A 24,025-nucleotide genomic window follows, 5' to 3' on the forward strand; every position below is an offset into this window, starting at 1 on the left:
GAAGGATCAGTCCCATTCAACATGGAAATGCCAGGGAAAAGGGGTGCCGTCGGTCTGGATATGGCCGGCTTCGCCGGGCGCCCGCCGCAGATTTTCCTGCCTGAGCAAGGGTTTCAGAAAGGCCGGCATGGCCGCATGTGAAATATATTCGCCAAAGCAGCGATGCATACCCAGTCCCCAGAGAATATAGTCCTCCGGTGGCCGGTTGATATCGAACTGTTTTGGTGACCGGATCGTCCAGGGATCAAACATGGCCGAAAGGTTGGCGGCAAAAACGAAGGTACCTTTTGGAATCTTCCGCTGCCGCAGGGTCCCTTCCGCCAGCACATAATCCCGGGCAGCGATGCGGAAAATAACCGGGTTCATGGGATTAAAGCGGAAAGCTTCAATGATATATTTCAGCAGTAACTCATCATCATCTGCCAGCGCTGCCACCTGGGCCCCGGCCAGGGCGTCGGGCTTGTCCAGAAACACGTCCAGCACCTTTGCCGTGGCATTGGGAATGGTCGGCAGCATGGCCGTCAGCATGCCGAGGAAATTGTCCCTGACATTGCGGTCCGTCATGGCCGGCATGCCGGCGGCCTGTAATTTCAGGCACCGACCGAGCACGTCATCCTTCTCCGGGCCGGACTTCCGTTCCGAAATCAACGGATCAAGATAGGCCCGAAGTTCCGCCGCCGCCTGCAGGGCTGGCTCCTTTACCGCCGAGGCCTCGGAAAAATCAAAAAAGATATAGCGGAACATGGCATGGGTCCACTGGATCATTTTTTCCGGCGACGGCCCGGGGGCGCCAAAATATTCACCGACAAGCCTCGCCATCACCGGCAGGGTCAATTGTTGCGGCAGGTCAAGCTTCCCCCCTGCCCCGGAAATGACCCTCTCTGCCTCGCGGGAGATATACGGGGTGATAATTTTCGGAATATCATCGCGGTTGGCGGCCAGGCGCAAGTCACTGACATTATTGGTGTATCCCGGACTGTCCTGCATGCCGAGAAAGAAATTCCCGCCATCGGTCAGAGCGGCCATCTTCGGCGCATAGGCGGTGTGAAAAACCTTGTCGCCATAAACGACTTCCTTCACGTCCTCTGCCGCAGTGACCAGGGCCGTACCGGTATTCTCGTATGCTGTGATCAGTTTCTTTTTCAGCACTATCGTCGGCAGGAAAGCCCGAAGAAACATCAGGCCGGCATGCTGCACCCCGACCGAGCCCAGCTTGTCGGCCATAGATCCCTTGCCCAGGATCATCTCCTTGATCAGCCACAGCAGATTCCACAGTCCATAGAACCAGACATAGACGGTTTTCAGAATGTTTCTGATTACATTGTAGATACAGGACAGGACCGAACGTAAGGGTGCAATTATAAATTCCAAGATTTCCTCCTGCCTCAGATGTTATTATATGGTGGAAACCGCATTGTTACTGATCATTCTCAATGCGGTCAGGCTCGGGGTAAAGAAATAATCCCCGCCGCGTGTCTCCACAAAGCGGGGGATATCGGCACAGATGAACGGCGGTTTGTCGCCGTCCGGATCATTCTGGATCACCGCCTGGGTGGTGCCGTCGTTGTTGCCTACCAATATATCCCTGTCATTTCCCTGGATGAAATCATTACCGTAATTCATCCATTGCTGCTGAACAAATTCGAACTGTCGTTCAATGCTGGCATTGAGGGACATGAAGATAATGCCATGTTCGTCATTGTCTTTTCCCAGTTTATCGAAAGGAGTGGCTTCGCCATACGGCAGGCCGCGACGCAATATCCGCCGCCGGTTGGTCAATTGCCCCTGAAAGCCAAGTGCATCCCGGGGATTGGCCCGGCGGACATGGGCGCCCAGAGGACAGCGTGCGCCCTCACCATCATTATGGTAGCTGAAGTCATTGTTTTTCATTGGATTATTGAGGATTTCCGGATTTTCACCATAAGGAGACAGCTCCACCGGCGTACCGTCCAGCCAGCGTCCGGCCATTTTGGCCGCCAGGATTTCCCAGCCCTTGACTTCCCTGCCGTCCGCATGGCGATAGTTCGACATATCCAGGGTTCTTTCATATTTTTTCCCCTGCGCCGTCAGATATTTGCGGAAAGTCGCCACATTCTGATGAAGTTTGCGATAGGCCATAAATGTACCGTTGCGGCTCAGTAAATGGGGTACAGGCGCCAGCGGCAACTCCTGGGCCTCGTCAGGATAGCCCAGAACAAATTCCCCGGCTGCCAGCGGCACCCATCGGCCATCAGGCAGCTGTTTGCCCCGCCCCGGCACCTGCATCGGCTTGAGGTCCATGCCCGAAAAGGCCGGATTTCCAATCCCGTCCGTAAAACCGAAATGTTCCTTGGCACATGGATGGCCATCATAAAACAGGACATTGCCGTCCTGCTCTCCCAGCCTTTCTATGCTGCCGTTGACTTCCCACAGATGTTTCAGGGCTTCATAATGATCATGGAGATATTTCTTTTCGGGTTCGCTGATCGATGACAATTCCCTGATCGGGGTAACCGTGCGGGCGTTGATGGTCAGCAGAATATGGACATCCTCCTGCCAGCAGTCATCCCACTTTTCCGGTGCGCTGGTACCGGTATCGCCAAGGATATCTGCCCGCGCCTTCATGCCCTCCTGAAATGCAACGGGAAAGGTGCGCAGACTGCTCTGGGGAATTCCCAGTGCCGCAAGTCCCTTATAGGTGAAGGATATATTGGTCGTGGCCTCCGGTTTTTCGCCATCCTCCCACAATTCACCCGATGTGATATGCGGCAGAACCCTTTGCAGAAACTCGCGTCCGCCCGCTTCGTCATTGACTTTCAAGAGGATATATCTGGACAGCGGAAATTTATAGGCCAACACCACATTTCCCTGAATGTCCGTCAGTTCAAGAATATGAGACATTCATCCCCCCTGCCTGGAAAATTTATAGTCGATTGAACCCGGGGCCGGTGTCGGCGCCTCCTCATATGCCGTCATAAACTCCCGAAAATTCTGCTGAAGTTCAGCCGCAGGAAGTCCCTGGTTCCGGGCCACGAACGAACTGAACTCCCGCTGCAACATCAGGGCCCGCAGCAATTCCTCAACCGACATATCGTTCACCGCCGCAAAAAAGAAAGTCGTTTTGATCTGACACCTGATCATATAACGTTTCCATTCATCCCGCCCCTGTTCCAGACCGGGAAATCCCACGCAATATTGCCAGATCTGCTCGATTTCCGTGGACATCTGCAGAAACATATCATCCAGATAAGTTTCCAGATCACCGTCAAAATTGCTGTTGAACCAGAGATACTGGGATTTCAGATGGTCCTCTTTAGCCGTCGCGCCTTCAAAATAGACGTTGTCGACCACAGTCAGCCGGGCAAAATGCGTGGACCGTACCCGCGTAAACGGCGACGCGGTGCCCCCCGGCATGGTGTCAATATACTCCCTGAGCAATTGTTCGGGTGCGGGATTGTGAAATCTCCAGCTTTTGATGGGGCATAAAATCGTCAGGCCGTATGTATTTCCGTTAATATTCGGCATCATCCCCTCCCTAATCCGATGCCGGCACCGGACCGGCACCGGTCTGGCCAAGGTTTTTTTGCACCTTCAGAAGCATACTAGTATAGTGTCGCTCGAATTCTTCGGGGGAGCATTTGTCGGCCCTTTCCGCCAGAGCCGTCACTGCATCAGAAACAAGACGGGCGGATTTGACATCATTGATGGTCGCCCCCGGATAGGCCACATAATAATATTCCGTATCAATCTGATTGTGGCGGATATATTTTTTGAAGCTTGTCCCCGGGCGTGAGCCGGGGAATTTGACACTCCAGTTCCAGATCAGGTTCAGGCCGGACGGCAGAACGTCGGAAAAAGCATCAATATACTGCGACCAGGTGCCGTTGAAATTACTATTGAAAAGAAGATAGTCGTATTCGAGCTCTTCCTTTGGCTGTCCTTCGCCCAGATGAGGAAACTGATGCTTGCTCACAATGACCCAGCGGGCGAAATGGATGAAAGACAGTTTGACCAGTCTTTCCGCTGTCGACGGCCTTACCCCGACGTACCAGAACACCAGTTTCTGCAAAAGTGTAGTCCAGGGTTTGATCGGAGTGACCACATTTATGGCATAGGCCTTGCCATTCACATTGCTGCTGTTTTCAGCCATATCCCCCCCTTTTCGGAGCTTATATCAATCGACGCGCCACCGGTTCAGGTCAGGCAAAAATAACCATTGGCCAACAGTAAAACCAGGGAAACAAGGTAGGTTTTTACAAAATAGCCATTGGTATCGGAAAACGAAGACTGAACCGTGAATATAAATAAGTACCCCAGGGTGAAAAACAGAATCACGGCCACCGCTATGGAATAATATAAAAATGCCCATTCACCCATCGGAAATGAGTCCCCAAACTATTATTGTTCTGTATGTCCTAAGGCACTTACTATACAGCATCCGGCGGGTCGGTGAAAATATTACAAATGGACTATCCGTTGGTCAGAAGATAGGAAAGTGCGCTTCGCAGTTTTGCAGGTTGTACAGGCTTGTGCAGCAGGGAGAAGCCACTTGATTTAGCCTCCAGAATCCTGTCTTTTTCCGTATCGCCCGTCACGATAAGGGCCGGCACACTATGGCCGATTTTTTCCTGCAGCCTGCGAATGGCCTGGTCGCCGGTGACACCGTTCCGCAACCTGTAATCTGAAATAATCAGATTCGGTTCGATGCCCTCCATATCGAGGAACAGCTCTGCTTCATCGGGATTTTCAAAGGTATAAACACCGTGCCCCCATTGACTGATCAGTTCACGCATTCCGGCACGGGAATATTCTTCATCATCAATAACAAGAATATTAGCGCTTTCAACATCCGTCCATACGTCATTTTCAGGCCTGTGCGCGACAACTTCCGTTACCTTGCCTTTCGGCACCAGGACCGAGAAAGTCGATCCCTTTCCTACCTCTGAAACAAGGCTGACCCGGTGTTTCAGGATACGGCACAGACCATCGACAATGGAAAGCCCCAGACCAAGCCCTTTGGTCCTGTCACGTTCCGGATTGCCGATCTGGTAAAATTCCTTGAAAATTTCCTCACGTTTGTCTTCCGGTATTCCCTCACCGCTATCGGACACATGGATGATCAAATGACTGTCGGAGGCTTCACAATAAAGCCGGACAAAACCCTCGCTGGTATAGCGAAGGGCATTGGAAACAAGATTTCTCAGTATCCGGTTAAGCATCTGCCGGTCGGACCGGACCACAGCATCCCCACACTCATCAATCTCCAGATTGACATGTTTTATTTTCTCGTGAGTGGCAAAATCATTAGTGATTTCCTTGAACAGTTCCGACAAATGAAAGGAGGTAAAATTGGGGGCAAGAACACCGGATTCAATTTTCGACAGGTCAAGCAAACTGGTAAAAAGATCCCTGAGCGCCTCCAGAGACTGATCGATCTTGACGGTCAGCTCTTTCACCTTCTGCGAATTTGCCTCGTTCATCAGGGCCGCCACAAAGAACCCCATGGCATTCAGAGGCTGCCGAAGATCATGGCTTGCGGCCGCCAGAAACCTTGATTTGGCCTCGCTGTTCCGGTCCGCCTGTTCCCGGGCGGCGATGGCGTTGTTTTTCTCAAATTGAAGTCGCTGAATAAGATTCTGGTTTTCCAACACGAGATTGATAGACCTGATCACCGACTTTTGCGCCAGGTGGCTGTGAAACATATTGACCAAAAGGAAGACCAGGGAAAGCACCCCGACCATTGTCAGTATCTCGTCCTGGGAAGCCAGGCATCGCCCGGCCAGCGGCAGAATGGCCGGAATGGCATAAGCGAAATAGGCATATTTATAAATTGAAAGTGACGCAAGGGACCCGGCAACCATGCCAACGAGCAACATCACCGTCAGAACCATAACCAGAACATTATCTGTCACCGGAAGAATAATCCCCAACGCGCCCCAGAAACCACCTGAAACGGCGGAGAAGAAAACCAGAAGAACAAGAAGCCCCCTGTAACTGTCGACAGTTATCTTTGCATCCCTGATCAAGGCGTAATGCCAGTACCGCAACGCGGAAGTCCCGCAGATCAGAACACACCAGATAGCCGCCACTTCCGGCGAAACCCATTTTGTAATGAAAAAAGCGATGACAAGTGCCACAAGGCTTGTCAGAACAACCAGAACAGGCACCTGTTTTAACAAGAGTTTTGTCTGTTCTACCAGAATATATCTGTCATTTGTTGTCGCGATCATATGATGCTTCAATCCGAGGGCTCGATCAGCCCCTCCTGCATAGCTGCGTAAGCAGCTTCAGTCCGGTTGTTCACATTGAGAACCTGAAATATCGCAGAAATATGGACCCGGACCGTATTGTCCGCTATCCCTAGAGACCGCGCAATCTCCTTGTTGGATTTTCCCAGTGTTATATGCTTGAGGATTTCGAGTTGCCGCGACGTCAGGGACTCGAAACTGCGGTTTCTTTTCTCCGGCGAGCTCAGAAGGATGTTGTCAGGCACATACCGCCCGCCCTTCATGATCAATTGCAGGGCCTGTAGCATAATTTCACTGGACAATGACTTGGGAATATACCCCATAACACCCATTTCCAGTCCACGCCGAACCAGGGTGCCATCTTCGGAACCGGACAAAATAACAACGGGCACCACAGGTGCCATCACCCTGATTTTCTTCAATCCCTCAAGTCCCGACATCCCCGGCAGGTCAAGATCCAGAAGAATCAGGTCAAAATCATCATCATTTTCAAGAATTGCAAACGCATCGGCGCAGTTTCCCGCTTCGAGAACCTCCACCCCCCTATCCATTTCATTCAGAACAAACTTGAGACCATCCCTGAACAGGGCGTGATCATCAACAAGAAGCATTCGCATCTGTTTCCTCTCCTCAGATTCTTTTTTTTCTTTTTTCATGCTCTTGCTTCACATGTCCACATGGCTCCCCCGGAAGAGAACGATTTCAATCAGGCGAAATATGCTACATTTTCAGGGATTGAAACTTTAGCACAGCTTAAAATATGATCCCAGAGAATTTACCATGTCGTCAACACTTATTCCGCGACTAACTTAGTACATATAGATTATAATGATAAGCAATTTGTCTTATTTACGCCTCGCGGAACGAAGCATATGATATAAACCAGTAAGTAATTCTCTTGCTTCAGGATTTTTTGCTACAGGCAGTTTTGGGGGCACAGTAAAAGGGACGTTTCACCTTTTTCCGCTTTGGGGGGATCGGATAGGTGAAACGTCCTTTTGCTCCAGAGGTAGAATCATACTACCTCATTACACATTAGAAATCAATAATGTTTTAAAGCATCACCCTGAATATTTTTCTATTTGTACGTGCACTACCCTCCACCCGCCGGGCAGAAATTGTCGACAACTGACCGCCCTGGTAGTGGAAACAGAAAACCAAGAATTTCGCGGCCCGGCCATGAGGTATCGCAGAGAACCATATATTCAACGGGATAAAGATAGAAGTGCGCAGCTTTTGCGCACCTCAGCCACTTTCTTTTTTGAATTGCAGACTTTACTCCCTGGACTTAGCGCTCCAGCCTGCCATGAGCGGCGACGATTGCGGCGCTGTCCAGCATGAAATATTCATAAAGATCGGGAAGATCGCCGCATTGGCCAAAACTTTCCACACCCAGCGGAACGACCGGATTGCCGCGGATACTGCCGATCCAGGACAGGTTCAGCGGATGACTGTCACAGACCGTGACGATCTCCACATCCCGGGCCAGTTGGGACAGAAGCGCTTCCACATGCGAAACCCCGGGTTTCTTTTCAAGCGCCCCTCTGCGACGCGCGCCGGACCAGTCGCGATAGAGCCGGTCGGACGACGTGATGGCAAGGACCGCAATATCCCTGTTGTCGGCCAGAAGTTCCTGCACCGCCCGCATCACCTCCGGCGCGATGGCTCCGGCATAGACAATGGCCTTTGTCGTTCCCGGCGTCGGGCGTCTCAGCCAGTAGCCGCCGTTGACAATGTCGGCGCGATCGCTCTCCGTCAGAGTGCGCGGGAGCTGTTCGATCTTGCGGGAGGAAAGCCGGAAATATACCGATGATCCATCCGCCTGCTGCATATGATTAAACGCCCATTCCAGAAGCACCGCCAGTTCGTCGCCATAGGCCGGTTCAACAGCCGTCAGGCCGGGCTGCGATAGCCCGACGAGCGGCGTGCCGATGGATTGGTGGGCACCGCCTTCCGGTCCCAGGGAAATCCCCGCCGGGGTCCCCACGATGATAAAGCGCGCATCCTGATAGGTCGCATAGTTGAGCGCATCAAGTCCCCGGTTGATAAAGGGATCATAGAGTGTGCCGACAGGCAACAGCCGCTCCCCGAAGTTCCTGGCCGAAAGACCAAGCTGGCCCAGGAGCGAAAAGAGATTATTCTCGGCGATGCCCAGCTCAATATGCTGTCCGCCGGGGCCCTTCCGCCAGAGCTGGGTGCTGGGGATCTGTTTGTCCTTGAAGACGTCGGCAACATCCTCCCGGGCGTAAAGCTTCCTGCGGTTAACCCAGGGACCAAGATTGGTGGAGGAAGTGACATCGGGACTCGCCGTGACAACGTGGTCCGCAAATTCGCCTTCTTCCTTGCCGAGCTCGAACATGATTTTGCCGAAAGCCTCCTGGGTGGAATATTTGTCACCTGCCGGAGTGGCAATGGCCGGCACTGCAATTTTCTCCACTTTCTCTGACAATTTTTTACGTTTCTGATAGGCGCAGTTGTCAATGAAATGAACGAGCCGGTCTTTTTCCTGGGGCATGCCTGCGAATTTATCCCATTCCGCACCATCAGGGACGCCTTGAAGCTGCTGAAACTGCTCCATCTGTGCGGGACTCATCATGCCGGCATGATTGTCTTTGTGGCCCGCGAGGGGCAGTCCCTTCCCCTTGACCGTATAGGCGATAAAACACTGGGGTTGCTCACTCTGCCCCGCTTCATCAAATGCCTCGGTCAGGGTTTCCATATCATGACCGCCCAGGTTGGTCATGATATCGGCAAGGGCGGCGTCATCGTGACTGTCGAGAAACGCCTTAAGACCGCTGGTTCCTGCCAGGTCCAGTTCAAGATGACTGCGCCAGTCCGCGCCACCCTGATAGGTCAGGGCCGAATAAAGCTGGTTCGGGCAGCGGTCAATCCAGTCGACGACAGCTTCTCCTGCAGGGCCGTTGCGGGCCGCCAGCAGTTTCTTGCCGTATTTGAGCGGGGAGACCTTCCAGCCAAGGCTGTCAAAAACCCGGCTGATGCGTTCAAACAGGGCATCGTCAACCACGCCGTCAAGGCTCTGGCGGTTGTAATCGATAACCCACCAGAGATTGCGCACCTGATGTTTCCAGCCTTCCAGCAGTGCCTCAAAAATATTCCCTTCGTCAAATTCAGCATCTCCCACCAGGGCGATCATCCGTCCCGGCGGCTTGTCGCCGCACCAGCCATGGTCGTGGACATAATCCTGGACCAGGGTATCGAACAGGGTTGCGGCGACCCCCATACCCACGGACCCGGTTGAATAATCTACGTCAGTTGTGTCCTTGGTAATGGAAGGATAGGACTGCACCCCGCCAAAACCCCTGAATTTCTGAAGTTTATCCAGTGTCTGCCGCCCCATGAGATACATGATCGCATGCATGACCGGCGACGCATGGGGTTTCACTGCAATGCGGTCTTCCGCACGCATGCTCTGAAAATAAAGAGCGGTCAGAATGGACGCACAGGAGGCGCTGGAGGCCTGGTGACCCCCGACCTTCAGGCCATCCCGTGACGGGCGAACATGGTTCGCGTGGTGGATCATATAGCTCGCAAGCCAAAGCACCTTCTTCTCGAGAAGTTCAAGTGCTTCCAGATCGACATATTTCCGGGAAGCAGAGGTAATTTTATCTTTGGCTTGCGTCATCATAATTTACTCCTTTAGAACCTGAATGTTGCTTCGGCGCCATAAACCCGCGGCCTGCCGGGATATCCGACATCAATGGCAAGGCCAAGGAATTCACCGGGATTAAAGTCCGTGTAATAGCGCTCGTTCAACAGGTTCTTCACATAGGCCGAAACTGACCAGCTTTCTGCACTTGCAGTTGCCCGAAGGTTGATCATATGGATCGGGTCCTGGACATCCTGGTTGTCAATCTGCCAGTATTTTTTACCGCGATATTCATAGTCAAACCGCAGCATGCCCTCAATGGCATCCGTCACTTCAAAATCATACTGGATACCGGCATTGATGGTCCAGTCTGTCGTTTTCGGAGTACGGCTTCCCACCACAAGCGACATGTCGACACCTGCAGATGTCAGCCCTGCAATAAGATCTTCCGATCCCACTTTCTTGATTTCCGTATCTGTATAGCCGATCCCGCCGAAAAGCTTGATGTCTTCCGTCAGGGCGGCCTGGAAATCGATATCGAGACCCCAGATGGCCACATCTTCCAGATTCTGGATGATTTGCTGTCCGGTGGCAAGATCCAGAAAGAAGAACTGGAAATCATCACTATTGGAATAAAAGACAGCAGCATTCAGCACAAGACGATTGTCAAACCAGGATGTTTTCGCCCCCAGTTCATAGTTGGTCAGGGTTTCGTCCTCGAACACGGGAAAGGTCACCACAGGGGCGTTAAAACCGCCGGACCGGAATCCCGTACTGTAAGTGGCATACCCAAGACTATCCTCGTTGAATTGATAGGTCAGGGTTGCCTTTGGCTGGACGCTTGTGAAGGTTCTTTCACGAACAAGACCGGAGACGGGGTCTGTCTGCTCCCTGCTGTCTTCATCATAACGCAGAGACACCTGGGCCATCAGTTTATCCGTCAGATCATACTCCGCCTGACCGAAAAGGGACCATGCGTCGTTTGAATTGCTTTCCTGGCTGTTTACAAATACCAGGCTTGGGTCATCAATCTGACTGCGTTCCCCCGTAACATCGGCAAACAATCTGGTATGCAGATCACGGTTGGTGTGAATGAAAAAGCCGCCGAGTATATACCGGAACCTGTCTTCATCGGGGGAGACAAACCTCACTTCCTGACTCAGGAGATCAAGATCCAGGTCCTGCCCCTGACCGATACCGATTGTGCCGGCAGGTGTGGGGAAAGCACCGATACTGTCGAGAAAACCGAGCAGTCCTGCAAAACCGCCAAATGTCGGGTCGAAGGCCTGGTTGGAAAAATCGATGTCTGCCCGGTAATATTCTTTCAGGTCCGTGTAACCGGTAATGGAGGTCAGGACACCGTACTCGGTTTCCAGGTCAATCTTGGCGGTGAATTCCGCGGTTTCCCCATTGGTCAGCCCAAGGATATTTTCATTGGGATTAAAAATATCGTTTGCGCTTCCGTCCCTGATCGTCGGATCTCCGTTATGGCGGACCGGTACATCATAACTGGAGCCCGCCTGGTATTTCCGGTAGGAGGCACGAAGATCGAGCGTCAGATTGTCACTGGCCCGGATATCCAGCTTCCCGCGGAAGGAATAGTCATGATCCACAAAATCCGCTTTCTGATCCAGAAAGTCGTTATTGATCAGACCGTCGGTCTGCCGGTAAGATCCCGCCACCCTGAACAGCACTTTATCTTCCACAATCGGGCCGCTGACGACGCCATCCAAGTTGAAGCCAACACCATTTGAAATCCCAGCTGTCACCTTGCCTTCCATCTCATTTGTCGGTTGTTTGGTGACAATATTGATCGCACCGCCAATGGCGTTGCGTCCATAGAGCGCACCCTGCGGCCCCTTGAGCACCTCGATCCGTTCAATGTCGAACAAATCCATCTTGAACTGCTTCTGGTTATTCTGCGGCACCCCGTCAACAACAATGGCGACGGGGGAGTCTGCATTGTTAATCTGCGTCACGCCCCTCAACACCACAAAAGTGTTGCCGTAGGTGAAAGAGTCATCAAGCGTCATGTTCGGCGTCATGTCGATGAAGTCCTGGGTGGAGGAAATACCGGCGTTTGCGATATCACTCGAAGTAAACGCCGTCACTGCCACCGGCACTTCCTGAAGCCGCTGTTCGCGGTACTGGGATGTCACCACAATTTCTTCAAGGGTAATCAGGTTTTCCTCATCCGCCGCAAAAGCGGCTGAGAAAGGCATTAAAATGGCCAAAGCTGTTGATGTGGCCAGTATGTTTTTTCGGTTGTATGTCACTCTAAATTTCCTCCTGTTTATTAACTTGAACCACCATCGATTTCTCGATAGTTACTGAACTGCTTCCACTCTCTTGATCCGGTGTGTGCTATTCCCGCGACTTCTCCCTAAGTCAGGGCTGGTATCCGTCCGTCATCAGGACTGAAAGAACTCTTTGCAGTGTCCTGTTATGTCCTTGACGGCCTGCTCGAAAACCCTGCCGCCATCTTCCGGATTTGCGGCGCGGACATCCGACCCGATCCGTCCGTCTTTGAACCGTCGCCGGTAGTCATAGCCATTGTGAATATCAAGGGGCGACCCCTCCGCAGCAACGAACAGGTCCGGTGCCGCCGGCTTGATGCTTTCAGGGCAAAGATACTGGGTGATGGCGATCTCGCTTGCGGTTGCATGCGCACCGTCCTTTTCGGCGAAAATTTCCCTGATCATGGCATCCGTTTTCGGCATCATCCACCAGTTCACCAGCGCACAGAGTGTTTCCGAGGTTTCGGTCTCCGGCCTCATGCTGACACCGGCATAAAACTCGTTGAACGCGGAAAGGGTAGGCGCAATATTGCCGCCGTGCCCGTTGATGAAATAGATACGACGAAATCCGTGCTTTGAAAGTGAAGTTATCCAGTCGACCAGCACCTGAATATAGGTTGACGGCCGCAGGGTCATGGAGCCGGAAAAAGCCATGTGATGCTGCGCCATCCCAACCGCGAGCGGCGGCGCCACGTAGCATCCAATCCGTTCCGCGCAAGCCTCGGCAATGGCATTAGCGATAATGAAATCTGTACCCATCAAACCGGTCGGGCCATGCTGTTCGGTCGAACCGATGGGAATGATGATCCCTTTATTCTCTGCAAGATAGCTTTCAACCTCGACCCATGTTGACAATGCAAGTTTCACGATCTTTTCTTCCTTTCGACGTTCCTGGAATTCTTCAACGACCCAGACGTTCAATGGGTTCATAATCCACATCCAGCCCGAAACCGGCCGGGCCGAAAATGGCAAGCGCCTCCGGTGACCTCATGACGTCCGGCACGCTGACGCCGATCACTTTCACGCGCTGTCCGTATTTCAGGTTTTCCGTCGTGATGGGTTCGCCGGTTTCCCGGTCAACAATGCAGATCAGATCGGGCACCATGGCGACAGGAGTACTATCCTTGAAGGCAATCAGATATTCGTTCTGGAAAACCACCTCCAGTTTGGAATCGCTGTTTTGCAGATCGTCGAGGATCACCCGACCAACGGAAAAGCCGCCTTTGGTCTCACGCAACAGGTCAGTCACCTTGCCATCAAAAAGAACCCTGGCGATACGGCTGATCTTTTCTGATTCGAGGAAGTTGATCAGGGCATCCACTACATTCACATGCGCCTCACGCGCTTCGCGGATGGCCTGGCCGATGTCCACCGCAAGGGTGATGGTATTGAGTACGGCGTGATCCTTGATCTGCCGGCCGGTCAGGGGATAGCAGGCCATCTGCCCGATGCCGCCCATACGCACACAGATTTCGCGGCAATAGCGTTCCGCATCGACATTTTCGACCGTGGAAATGGTCGCCACGCTGTTTTTGTCATCGGCAATCACATTGGGGTTGCTGGAGAGGCCGGCCACATTGTAGGTGGTCATCTGCAGTTCCGGAAAGGCCCGCCCCATACCATCGGCATCAATTACCGGCAGACCGGTCAGCGCGCCAACAACAAGCGGCATAGAGGCATTGATACCGCCCGCTTCAACCGGCATGACCGCATCCACCTTGTATCCCAGATATTGTTCCGCCTGGCGCAGGGCGGCCACATTGGCCGGTCCACTGGGGATCTTTTCATTGATCACCGTCGGCGCGCCCATGGTCAGTATATTAATTGCCGTCTTTGCATCGTCGAAATCTTTCGGATCGACAATGGTCACAGTCCTGCCCTCGTCAAGAACCTGTTTTAACATCAGGCGCCCGGCGTAGGGATCCCCGCCCCCGCCTGTTCCCAGGAAAGCGGATCCTCTGATAAAATCTTCCAAATTTGTGTGATTAATCTGCATATCAGTTCTTCCAATCAGGCCGATGTTGTTTCAAGTAGTTCGCCGACAACCTTTACCCGCAGCCTCACGGCACCACCGGGCAGATAACTCAGGGGAAGTTCCTCGATGTCGACAATTTTTATACTTTCCGGGCTGGCCCCGGCATTGAGGCAGTTTTCCTGCGCCTCCTGTTTGGCCGCCGCCAGGGCTTTTTCCCGGCCCAGTTCAGTGTAGGAATAGATCCGATCAACTTCACCGCCGACCTGGGCGATAGCCGCCCCAATGGCATTCGCCACACCAAAATTTTCCGGGATAAGAAGTTCGGACGTGCCTTTGAGATCGCGGGACACAATAATGCTGCCGCCACCGACCAGAATAACCGGGGTATCCTCCTTGCTGGTCTTCATGCGGTCCACCGCTGTTTCGATCATGGCGTGGATCTTGTCTTCCACCTGCCTGACGAAGTCCTTGTCCAGATGGGCCACCCGGTCGGGATCTCCCAGTGTCGCATGTCCCCCGGCAACGATCACATCCGTAACCGTCATAATGTCTCCGCCAAAAACCAGCGCATCATCAGTTAGCCGATAACCGACGGAATCGGGCCCGATCTGGATGTCACCATTACCTTTCTGGCGGACAATACTGCCGCCGCCGAGACCAATGGAAAGGATATCCGGCATCCTGAAGTTAGTCCGCACCCCGCCGATGTCGACCGGAATGGAAGATTCCCGGGGAAAGCCGTTGGTCAACACCCCGACATCGGTTGTCGTCCCCCCGATATCCACCACGATGGCCTCTTCCCTGGCGGTCAGGTTTGCAGCCCCCCGCATGCTGTTTGTCGGACCGGAGGCAAAGGTCAGGACGGGATATTTTGCGACATAATCCTCGCTCATCAGGGTGCCGTCGTTCTGGCTTACAAACAGGGGGGCGTCGATTTTCAGCTCCTCGAGTGCCGCGCGGAAACCACCGACAACCGTCTCCACAAAATTCGACAACGACGCATTCATGATGGTCGCATTTTCGCGCTCGATCAGCCCCAGCCGGCCGATTTCGTTGGACAGGGTAATCTTCACCCCGGGACATTCACGTTTCAGGATTTCCGCCGCCCGTTCCTCCATGGAAATATCAATCGCGGAAAAAAGGCTGGAGATGGCCACGGCAGTGATGTTGCGCTGCCTGATCTGGCGCGCCACCGCCATGATTTCCTCTTCCCTCAGGGCCGTGATCTCGCGGCCGTCAAATTCGTTACCGCCATGCACCAGGAAGATATTGTTGCCCACAACCGTTCGCAGGTCGGCGGGCCAGTCCGTATAGGGCAGAATACTTGTGGTGGCCGGCAGGGCGATACGGATAACCGCCACCTCCACCAACTGCTTTCTTTCGATAAAGGCATTTGTGAACTGGGTGGTACCGATCATCACCTGATCGATATCTTCCGCCTTCACGTCGGCCTGCTCCATAACCGCCCGGGCGGCAGCGGCGACTCCGGATCCGATATCGCCGCTTGTAGGCACTTTGATGGAGACACATACTTTTGATCCGTCCATCAAAATGGCATCTGTATTGGTTCCACCGACGTCGATGCCAATTCTAATATTTTTCTCTTTTCCCATTCCTGATCCCGGTTTCATATCTTCAGATTGTCCTCTCACTGATCCTGTTGGCGCCAAGCCATCACCAGGGCAGTGTCCATATGTCTCTCAGAGAAAGACGCTCAGAAGACGGTACTGATTAATCCGCGGGAAACCCAATAATCTTTGGAACGGGGTCCCCCACTTAAAAGGACAGGTCGAAAAATTGAGCGAACAGTCCTTTCCCGTCCGAAAGGACAGGCCGGACATTTCAAAAGATATTTTTTACGCGCAAAATTACTACCGGAATCCGGTCAGCATTGCAGCCTTCAAAAGGACTGGGAAATCAGAGGATATTTTTGGCGCGGGCGACTTCCACCGCGATCATGCGGTTCTGTACGCCCAGTTTGGAGAAAATATTCCGCATATGGAATTTGACTGTCGTTTCAGACAGGTTCATCGCGTTGGCAATCACCTTGTTTGACTGTCCGGAACTCAGGTTTTGCAGCACCTCAAATTCTTTCGGGGTTAAGACGTTGGCGGGCTCAGTCGTACCGGCCACCGCTTCCCCGTCCGCCATCAGAGTACCGATAAAGGAGACCGCCTCCGTTGACAGTTGGGACAGCGTAATTCGTTTGATATGGCCGCTGACGAAAGTCCGAAGAAGTTTGCCCTCGCTCAAGAAGGACTGCCGGAACTCATGTGTATAGGACTTGCTCAGCATATCCCTGAAAAGCTCATCTGCGGCATCATGCTGTTGCAAATTGTCCAGGGCCAGAATTTGCAGGATCGCGGATTTAAGATAGAAACTGTTATGTTTCTTCTGCTTTTGGGTGTCGAGGGTGCGGTCCAGAAGCCTGAGCGCAATCTCCGCCTTGCCCTGTTTGATGCAATAGCGGGCCAGGGCATGAACGGTCCGATAGGCTTCCTGGAAGGAGGCGGCCTCAAAGTCGTCAGGTTCCGTCAGGTATTTCCCCAGAGCCAGTCTCTCTATCCGTGTACGCGCCTCCGGCATATCACCGGATAACGTCAGCAGATCAAGCTTCTGGATTTCCGTTATTCTTTCCAGCCGCGGCAGATTCCGTTGTTGTGCAAGGGCCCGCCCCCGGTCCAGAAGCATGAAGGCCCTCTCCCGGGATCCACTTTCATATTCCAGGGAACTGGCTGTCACATACCCCCGGATAAAAACCTCCACCCATCCTTCATGAGTTTCGATTTTCTCCAGAGATGCGGGAATGAGCTGCCGGGCAGCCTCTTCATGACCCTGTTCATAATTGAGCTCTGCCAGCAGGACCTGCACAATCGCCGTCAGTCCGGCATCGTCCGCAAAATATTTAAGGCACAGCTCCCGGGCGATGTCCAGTTCCTTCCGGCTTAGCACCAGCTCGCCCGTGACATTATGGATTAACGCCAGATGGACATGCATGAACACCTGGGAATAGGCAGCGTCCGAAAGATTGTAGAATTCCAGGGAAATTGTCGCCGCCTCACGGGCCTTGGCCATGTCCCCGATGGCGTAATACATCATGCAGAGTAAATTATTGAACCAGCCCTGGCTCCAGAAACGACCAAGCATCATGTGTTTCGCCTGGTTTTCATATTTTTCTATCTCTGCCGGGCTGACCTGCTTGTCTTCATAAACCGCCATAAGCATCACGACAATGGACCGGTAATATTCCAGCGAAGGGTCATCGGTCTGCGCGGCGATCCGCTGAATGGCCCTCTCAAGCAGGCTGTGTCCCATGTCCAGCTTGCCGTCCTTCATATAGATCAGTACCCGGGACAGCAGCAATTGCGGTTCTTTCTCGGCGATTTCCAGGGGGAACAGGGAAACAATTTTCTCCAGAGCCTCAATCCCTTCCCTCAGGCCGATTTCAACGCCGCCGGAAGAAATGAAAAGCTCCTTCATCCGGTCCTTATCATCAGCCTCTGCGGCATGATAAATCGCTTCAAAAGTCGCTCCCTGGCCTGCCTGCCAGTCCGTCGCCCGCTCATGAAGCCGCTTCAGGCTTGTTTCATCGCGTTCCAGCATTTTCTTACGCAGGAACTGGTGAAACAGGGGATTGAATCTGAAATATCCCGCCATGTCTTCCAGCGTATAGACAAGCGGCGCAAGATGCTGTTTCATGAGAAGGCTTTCAACATCCTTCATGTCACAGACAAACCGCGCCTGTTTAACGGAGAAAATCCGGAAAATACTCAAACTGACAAGCGCATCGCAGAGGTCGGGGCCCAGACCAGCGAAAATCTGTTCATTGATGAATTCTTCCAGATCCGGCGAAAGCTGGACGGCATCAGTATCCACTGGAAGATTCAGTTGGCTATTGTTGTTGTCAAACCGGCATCGTTCATACCAAAGCGACACGGGCCAGCCGCCGGTAAGACGCATAAGCTGCTCTCGTTCCAGCGCCTCAAGCCGGGTCTGGAAAAGGGCGGAAATTTCGCCATCACTAAATGCGAGGCTGTTTGCGTCGATATGAGTAAGCTGGTTATGGGCACGATAGGCCGATACCGGGATAATGTTGCCCCGACTGCTCGTGAGGACAAAGAAAACCGAAAGCCCGCTGAATTCTATCAGATTATTGAGAGCCGTAAGTGAGTCCCGGTCACTAAGGCATTCGAGGTGATCAACGAAAATAATATGCTTTCGGGAAAGACGGCCGGACAGTTCCCGAAACTTATCAACGGTATCACGGGTATTTTTCATGCCGGTGCCAGATGGAAGGTAAGCCTTCAGCAGGTTGAATAGATTGGAGAAAAATACAGGCCTGGAATTGTCTTCGGTTGATATTTTATACCAGGTTACGGCATAGCCCTTGAAACTGGCATCTTCCGCCCACTGGGCCATGAGCACGGCTTTTCCAAAACCGGCCGGCGCTTCCAGAAGGGTCAGCTTTTTATGGGTATAAACCGGAGACCGGGACAGCAATCGCGGACGATCGATGGTCCCTGCATTCAGGAGATAGGCAAAGGGCTGCCGATTTGACAGTCCATCCCCACGCTCCTGCAACTTACCGCTATCCAACATTTTTTCTACCCACTGCGGCAAACAGACTCCGCTTCTGCCCCTTCATCCGGGTCACCATTGCCTTTACAGATCGGACCAGTAAATTTTCCGTTCCACTGAAAAATAGATCCCATATGAACTTTTCATTATGGCGCGGGTCATGAATTTTACAAGAACCATTCTCGCGCGGCCGGGGGGGACCTTGTGAAAATCTTGCCTCACGGGGATTCAGATGATCCAACTATCAGGTCCTACGCAGAGCACAGTCCTCAAGGGAAGCCTATGCAAAAGGCATGAATACCTTGGTTATTCATACGCTTTCCGGACATATCATGCCAAAGCCTGAAGAAGCATCAGGACGACTAATAATCAATGACTACTTCACAACCGCCAGGTTTGTTGTCGGTGGAGCGCCCAGCATGTCCCTGTGGGACGGCGGCACCCTGCCGTCGCGGTCGGTAATCCCGTAACGCGCACAGATTTCAGCCCCGATCAGTGTGCGCCCACTGAGTTCATCACCTTCCGGATCACAGGCAATGGCATGAATGATATGTCCCGTGAACTGAGGCGTTTCCGCCAGAGCATGAAACTCACGATACTGTTCCGGATTGATTTCCGCCGCGATTCTTGCCCGTTCAGTGAGCAACGGCCCCATCCAGATCGAAACGGTGCGCACGCCGGTGCCTTGAAAGTCAACTGCCATGTCATGGGCAAATTTATCGAGCCCCGCTTTCTGTGCTCCATAGCCGGGACCATGCATATAACAAGTCGCCCCGAACGACGACCCAAAAGCAATCAGGCCAGACTCCCGGGGCACCATCAGGCGCGCCGCATGCCAGCTCGCCACATAGGCGGAACGAAGCCCGACGTTGAGGATCTCCACTGCGGCAAGCTCTTTTTCCCAGAAGGGCTTGTCCTCAATCAACTGTGGATGCATGTAAGTGGCATTGTTGAACAGGATATCGAGCCCTTCTTCATCTCTTGCGATCCGTTCAAACAAAGCCGCCACCTGATCATCATCACCATGATCACAGGCCACTGCAATTCCCTTTCCTCCCGCTGCAGTAATTTCCTCTGCGGTTTTATGAATAGTGCCCGGCAGGGCCGTCCCGTCCCAGCCGACCGCCGAACCTTCGGTTTCGCTGCGCCCGCTGACATAGACGGTCATACCCTTTTCCGCCAGCGCCAGGGCGATACCGCGCCCGGCGCCGCGGCTGGCGCCGGTGACAAGGGCAACTGATGGTTTTGTCATAACGTCCTCCTTTAAAAGTTTTCCTACATGTCCACCAGCGGCGTGTAGACCGGATTTTCCAGTCTTGCGATGGCCGCGGCTTCCTCCCTGATACGCGGCAGGTAACCGGGGTGCGGCATGATCCAGAATTTATCTTCGGAAATGGCTTTAAAAACTATATCGGCCAGCGCCACCGGGTCCATGCCGCTGGCAGCAATCCCCTGGCGCAACTGCTCTTTCATGGCTTTTTTCGTTTCGTCTTCCACCGGGCGTTCCTCCTCAGGCCTGTGACGGTCCGCATCGGCAATCTGTGTATTAACGGCCCCCGGACAGATGACAGACACCCGCACCCTGGAACGGGCCATTTCCAGTTCAAACTGCAGGGTTTCGCTGAGGCTGATCACCGCCCGTTTGCTGGCGGAATATATCGACGTGGTTGGCGATGGCAGAAAGCCCGCGACGGAGCCGGTGTTGATAATCCGGGCCGGGGTCCCCTGCGCCATCATGCGTGGCAGAAAGCTGCTGACACCGTTCACCACCCCGTTCACATTCACCCCCATCACCCAGTTCCAGTCCCTGAGATCATGCTCCCAGGTCATGCCTGTCATCATCACCCCGGCGTTATTGAACAACAGGTCCACAACGCCGAAGCGATCAAAGGCTAGACCGGCCAGCGCCTGCATCTCCTCGGGGCGGGAGACGTCAATTCGACGCACTTCCACGGAAATCCCGCAGGTGACAGACAAGTCGCCCTTTAGTTTTTCAAGCCCGGCTTCGTCCAGATCAGCCAGCACCAGGTTCATCCCCAGCCCGGCGGCTTTTTCCGCCAGCCCCTTGCCGATGCCGCTTGCCGCCCCCGTAATGACAGCCAGTTTTCCCGTCAGCTCCTGCATGAATATCCTCCAGTTTTATACATATTAAGATTACCAGTATCACTTTTTGCGTAATATTTATATACATTAATTGCGTTTTTTAGTATTTTTATAATATAATTTTTAATTTTCCAGGCTGAAACATGATGAAATATGCCCATGACCGCATAAAAGAACCGCTAAAATTACGCAGTCCGGCGGATATCAAATGGAACCTGGCCCATGATGTCATTATTGTCGGTTTCGGCGGCGCCGGTGTCTCCGCTGCCCTGGAAGCCCGGGCAAAGGGGGCGGATGTCGCTGTCATTGATCGCTTTTCAGGCGGCGGCGCCACAGCCATCTGCGGCAATGTGGTCTATGCCGGCGGCGGCACCCATATCCAGAAAGAGGCCGGGGTAGAAGACACGCCGGAAGATATGTTCCGCTATCTGCAAGCGGAAACTGGTGGCATCGTCAGTGATCGAACCCTCAGTCATTTTTGCGAGGGGAGCGCCGACACCCTGAAATGGCTGGAACAGCAGGGTGTGCGCTTCAAGTCGACCTGCACCCTGAAAAAGACCTCTTACCCGGCCAGCGGCATTCATCTGTATCACTCGGGTTCTGAACTCAATCCCCGCTACGCAAAGCTGGCCCGTCCGGCCCCGCGCGGCCATATCGCCTATGGCGGCTTCCGCCTCCGGGCGACGGGCCACCCCGACTTTTATGCCCCGCTACGAAAGAGTGCGTTTGAGCAAGGGGTCTCCACTTACCTACAGGCGGAAGCCGTCAGATTAATCCAGACAGTAGATGGCCGGATAATCGGTGTAGAAATAAGACAACTACCCCCGGGAACGAAAGCTGAAAAAGCCTATATCCGCTATTCCCGGCGGGCAGACAAATGGCACCTTTACGCCCCGGGTCTGGCAGCAAAATACCGCCGGAAGGCACAGGCCGTTGCCGACAGCCATGCCCGAACCATGTTTCTGCAGGCTCGCAAGGGCGTTATCCTGAGCAGCGGCGGTTTTGTCATGAACCGGGACATGGTGCGGACTTATGCACCAGGTTACCTGAAAGGCCTGGCACTGGGCACATCGGGCTGCAACGGCAGCGGAATCGCACTCGGCCAGTCCGCAGGCGGGGCGACCCAAAATATGGATCGCATTACCGCCTGGCGTTTCATCAACCCTCCCCATGCCTGGGCGATGGGCATGATCGTCGATGGTAAAGGCGCGCGCTATGTGGACGAGACCCTGTACGGCGCCGCCATCGGCGACGCCATGTGCCTTGAGGCCGCTGGGAAAGCCACCCTGGTGATCAACCATAGCCTGAAATGGAAAGCAATGAGAGAGATCCTGCCCTGGCGGGCCCGGGCCTTCCAGTATATTCCCGCCTTCATCAGTATGATGTTCAAAACGACAAAAGGACAGACCATCGACGAGCTGGCTGAAAAAACCGGCCTGGCTCCGGCCATACTACGCCGAACTCTGGAAACCTACAATGCCGCCGCCCGGGGGGAACGGAAGGACGACTTCGGCAAACCGGTCGCAGATATGCAGGAAATGGACAGGGGGGCCTATTACGCTATCGACGTATCGCTGGATAACAAGGTGCTACCCTGCCCGACCCTGACCCTGGGCGGCCTGCAGGTAAATGAGCAGACCGGCGAAGTCCTGCGCGAAGACGGCGGTGAAATTCCAGGCCTTTACGCCGCCGGGCGCACCGCCATCGGCATCGCCTCAAATGCCTATGTCAGCGGACTGTCTGTCGCCGACTGTGTCTATTCCGGCAGACGGGCCGGCTCTCATGCCGCCGGGGGAACCTGAAGTCCCATTGGCTCCCCGGTCAGCACGCAATGCACCCCCTCTGGCGTGTCCATCTTGCCTACACAAAGATTACAGTTGGTGCAGTGGGCATTACCAAAGGTGCCGGAACTGATCTGGTTGGGCAAGTCCGGATTATGCAGAAGCGGTCGGCCCATCGCCACCGCCTGGAAACCATCTGCCAGCGCCTGTTTCATATTTTCCTTCGTGCGCACCCCGCCCAGTAGCACCAGCGGCATATCCACCGCTGCCCGCACCCTGAGGGCAAGTTCGCGGAAATAATTTTCCTCGAACGGCATGGGCCGGAATACCTGTGCCCCGCCAATCTTCAGCATCCATTTGCGGATAGGGTTCTTTTCCGCCGCCACCATTTCCGCCAACGGGCTTTCACCCCGGAACAGAAACATGGGGGTTTTGGAGACAAAGCCACCCGACATCACCAGGGCATTCAGTCCCGCTTTCTCCAGCGCCCTGGCAATTTCCACCGCCTCGTCAATCTGCAGACCGGCCTTGAAACCGTCGGACAGATTGGTCTTGGCCAGCAGGGGAAAGTCATCGCCGACGGCTTCGCGGACCGCCTTGACGATCAGGAGCGGCAGGCGCAACCGGTTTTCCAGACTGCCGCCATAATCGTCTTTGCGTTTGTTGGTGGCAGGACTCAGAAACTGGGAAATCATATAACCATGCCCCATATGGATTTCCAGCGCCTCGAACCCGGCCCGTTTGGCCAGAGTTGCCGCCCGGCCGTAATCCTCCACCGTCCGGTCGATATCCGCATGGGACATGGGCACAGCAATGGGGTAGCCGGACATCATGCCATAGGTATTGAGACCGCCGCTCGGCCCCTTTGAGACCCAGCTTGACCGACCCGAGGCCTGGGTAAACCCCCCGGCATGGGCGAGCTGGATGGAAGCAATAGCGCCTTCATTGCGGATTGCCGCGGTCAGGCGGGAGAGGTCGTCAAAATTCTCTTCTTCCAGCACAATCTGGTCATTGAATGTCCGGGCGTCCCGGGATACGGCCCCGTAAGCAACCGTGGAAATTGCCACCCCGCCCTCAGCATGACGGCGATGAAATTCGATCAGCCGGTCAGTGATCTTGCCGCCAGGACACATACCTTCAAAAGTGGCGGTCTTGATGATCCTGTTGCGCAGCGTCTTGCCGGCCAGTGTCCAGCTTTCAAATATTTCCATTTTCCAATCCTCCCGTTAGCTCCGCCCTTTGTCATCTTCTTCATTATATTTTATTATCTAGTTGCGTAAATTTTTTCAATATTTATTACGTTTTTACGTATTTTTATAGACATTTTTTTGTTTTTTTATTGATAATACTCCCCAATCGCGATAAGATTTCGTAAATTAACCTGCGATAGGCGGGATCATATTCTAGCCAACGGCGCCCCGGGGAGGCAATCGATTACGGTCCCCCTGGTTTCGGCG

16 protein-coding genes are annotated in these 24,025 nt (G+C 53.6%); 1 reads left to right on the plus strand and 15 read right to left on the minus strand.

Annotation, left to right across the window (positions count from 1 at the left end; all coding sequences use genetic code 11):
• Window positions 1-6 precede the first annotated feature (6 nt).
• The 14 genes from ACORNT_RS14710 to ACORNT_RS14775 all read right to left on the minus strand — a co-directional run bounded on the left by ACORNT_RS14710 (window position 7) and on the right by ACORNT_RS14775 (window position 20,808).
• Window positions 7-1,371 carry a cytochrome P450 gene (locus tag ACORNT_RS14710; protein WP_321392428.1) on the minus strand — a complete coding sequence of 455 codons (1,365 nt, stop codon included), beginning with the start codon at window positions 1,369-1,371 and terminating at the stop codon, window positions 7-9.
• A 24-nt stretch (window positions 1,372-1,395) separates the two neighbouring features.
• On the minus strand, window positions 1,396-2,880 hold the full coding sequence (locus ACORNT_RS14715; protein WP_321392430.1) for a Dyp-type peroxidase: 1,485 nt from the start codon (window positions 2,878-2,880) through the stop codon (window positions 1,396-1,398).
• A complete protein-coding gene (locus ACORNT_RS14720; protein ID WP_321392433.1) occupies window positions 2,881-3,507 on the minus strand; it encodes a hypothetical protein in 627 nt (208 codons plus the stop codon).
• Between the two features lie 7 nt (window positions 3,508-3,514).
• Window positions 3,515-4,129, minus strand: a complete 615-nt coding sequence (locus ACORNT_RS14725; protein WP_321392436.1) for a hypothetical protein — start codon at window positions 4,127-4,129, stop codon at window positions 3,515-3,517.
• A gap of 319 nt (window positions 4,130-4,448) precedes the next feature.
• A complete protein-coding gene (locus ACORNT_RS14730) occupies window positions 4,449-6,209 on the minus strand; it encodes a hybrid sensor histidine kinase/response regulator (protein WP_321392439.1) in 1,761 nt (586 codons plus the stop codon).
• A gap of 8 nt (window positions 6,210-6,217) precedes the next feature.
• Window positions 6,218-6,844 carry a response regulator transcription factor gene (locus tag ACORNT_RS14735; RefSeq protein WP_321392442.1) on the minus strand — a complete coding sequence of 209 codons (627 nt, stop codon included), beginning with the start codon at window positions 6,842-6,844 and terminating at the stop codon, window positions 6,218-6,220.
• Window positions 6,845-7,515: 671 nt separating this feature from the next.
• On the minus strand, window positions 7,516-9,873 hold the full coding sequence (locus ACORNT_RS14740) for a hypothetical protein (protein ID WP_321392445.1): 2,358 nt from the start codon (window positions 9,871-9,873) through the stop codon (window positions 7,516-7,518).
• A gap of 11 nt (window positions 9,874-9,884) precedes the next feature.
• On the minus strand, window positions 9,885-12,110 hold the full coding sequence (locus ACORNT_RS14745) for a TonB-dependent receptor (protein ID WP_321392447.1): 2,226 nt from the start codon (window positions 12,108-12,110) through the stop codon (window positions 9,885-9,887).
• 135 nt (window positions 12,111-12,245) lie between these two features.
• Window positions 12,246-12,998: a creatininase family protein gene (locus ACORNT_RS14750; RefSeq protein ID WP_420717576.1), complete on the minus strand. Its 753-nt coding sequence runs from the start codon at window positions 12,996-12,998 to the stop codon at window positions 12,246-12,248.
• 34 nt (window positions 12,999-13,032) lie between these two features.
• Window positions 13,033-14,127 carry a DUF917 domain-containing protein gene (locus tag ACORNT_RS14755; RefSeq protein WP_321392451.1) on the minus strand — a complete coding sequence of 365 codons (1,095 nt, stop codon included), beginning with the start codon at window positions 14,125-14,127 and terminating at the stop codon, window positions 13,033-13,035.
• 14 nt (window positions 14,128-14,141) lie between these two features.
• Window positions 14,142-15,719: a hydantoinase/oxoprolinase family protein gene (locus tag ACORNT_RS14760; protein ID WP_321392452.1), complete on the minus strand. Its 1,578-nt coding sequence runs from the start codon at window positions 15,717-15,719 to the stop codon at window positions 14,142-14,144.
• A gap of 304 nt (window positions 15,720-16,023) precedes the next feature.
• On the minus strand, window positions 16,024-18,705 hold the full coding sequence (locus ACORNT_RS14765) for a LuxR C-terminal-related transcriptional regulator (protein ID WP_321392454.1): 2,682 nt from the start codon (window positions 18,703-18,705) through the stop codon (window positions 16,024-16,026).
• 355 nt (window positions 18,706-19,060) lie between these two features.
• Window positions 19,061-19,936, minus strand: a complete 876-nt coding sequence (locus tag ACORNT_RS14770) for an SDR family NAD(P)-dependent oxidoreductase (RefSeq protein WP_321392457.1) — start codon at window positions 19,934-19,936, stop codon at window positions 19,061-19,063.
• A gap of 23 nt (window positions 19,937-19,959) precedes the next feature.
• Complete coding sequence (locus ACORNT_RS14775; protein ID WP_321392460.1) at window positions 19,960-20,808, minus strand: SDR family NAD(P)-dependent oxidoreductase; 849 nt, start codon at window positions 20,806-20,808, stop codon at window positions 19,960-19,962.
• A gap of 122 nt (window positions 20,809-20,930) precedes the next feature.
• On the opposite strand from ACORNT_RS14775, the gene ACORNT_RS14780 reads away from it, so the two are divergent.
• Entirely contained in the window at window positions 20,931-22,589 is a 1,659-nt protein-coding gene (locus ACORNT_RS14780; RefSeq protein ID WP_321392463.1) for an FAD-binding protein, read from the plus strand.
• Here the strand turns inward: ACORNT_RS14780 and ACORNT_RS14785 are convergent.
• Window positions 22,568-23,779, minus strand: a complete 1,212-nt coding sequence (locus ACORNT_RS14785; RefSeq protein ID WP_321392466.1) for an NADH:flavin oxidoreductase — start codon at window positions 23,777-23,779, stop codon at window positions 22,568-22,570. The two genes, ACORNT_RS14780 and ACORNT_RS14785, sit on opposite strands and share 22 nt — an antisense overlap.
• Between the last annotated feature and the right edge of the window lie 246 nt (window positions 23,780-24,025).

Origin of the sequence: Emcibacter sp. (assembly GCF_963675455.1) — a bacterium.
In the GTDB taxonomy this organism is placed as follows: Bacteria; Pseudomonadota; Alphaproteobacteria; order Sphingomonadales; family Emcibacteraceae; genus Emcibacter.

Coding starts and splice junctions, on each gene's coding strand:
- ACORNT_RS14715 (WP_321392430.1), bottom strand. CDS start 2,880: ATGTCTCATATTCTTGAACTGACGGACATTCAGGGAAATGTGGTGTTG.
- ACORNT_RS14720 (WP_321392433.1), bottom strand. CDS start 3,507: ATGATGCCGAATATTAACGGAAATACATACGGCCTGACGATTTTATGC.
- ACORNT_RS14725 (WP_321392436.1), bottom strand. CDS start 4,129: ATGGCTGAAAACAGCAGCAATGTGAATGGCAAGGCCTATGCCATAAAT.
- ACORNT_RS14730 (WP_321392439.1), bottom strand. CDS start 6,209: ATGATCGCGACAACAAATGACAGATATATTCTGGTAGAACAGACAAAA.
- ACORNT_RS14735 (WP_321392442.1), bottom strand. CDS start 6,844: ATGCGAATGCTTCTTGTTGATGATCACGCCCTGTTCAGGGATGGTCTC.
- ACORNT_RS14740 (WP_321392445.1), bottom strand. CDS start 9,873: ATGATGACGCAAGCCAAAGATAAAATTACCTCTGCTTCCCGGAAATAT.
- ACORNT_RS14755 (WP_321392451.1), bottom strand. CDS start 14,127: ATGCAGATTAATCACACAAATTTGGAAGATTTTATCAGAGGATCCGCT.
- ACORNT_RS14760 (WP_321392452.1), bottom strand. CDS start 15,719: ATGGGAAAAGAGAAAAATATTAGAATTGGCATCGACGTCGGTGGAACC.
- ACORNT_RS14765 (WP_321392454.1), bottom strand. CDS start 18,705: ATGTTGGATAGCGGTAAGTTGCAGGAGCGTGGGGATGGACTGTCAAAT.
- ACORNT_RS14770 (WP_321392457.1), bottom strand. CDS start 19,936: ATGACAAAACCATCAGTTGCCCTTGTCACCGGCGCCAGCCGCGGCGCC.
- ACORNT_RS14775 (WP_321392460.1), bottom strand. CDS start 20,808: ATGCAGGAGCTGACGGGAAAACTGGCTGTCATTACGGGGGCGGCAAGC.
- ACORNT_RS14780 (WP_321392463.1), top strand. CDS start 20,931: ATGATGAAATATGCCCATGACCGCATAAAAGAACCGCTAAAATTACGC.
- ACORNT_RS14785 (WP_321392466.1), bottom strand. CDS start 23,779: ATGGAAATATTTGAAAGCTGGACACTGGCCGGCAAGACGCTGCGCAAC.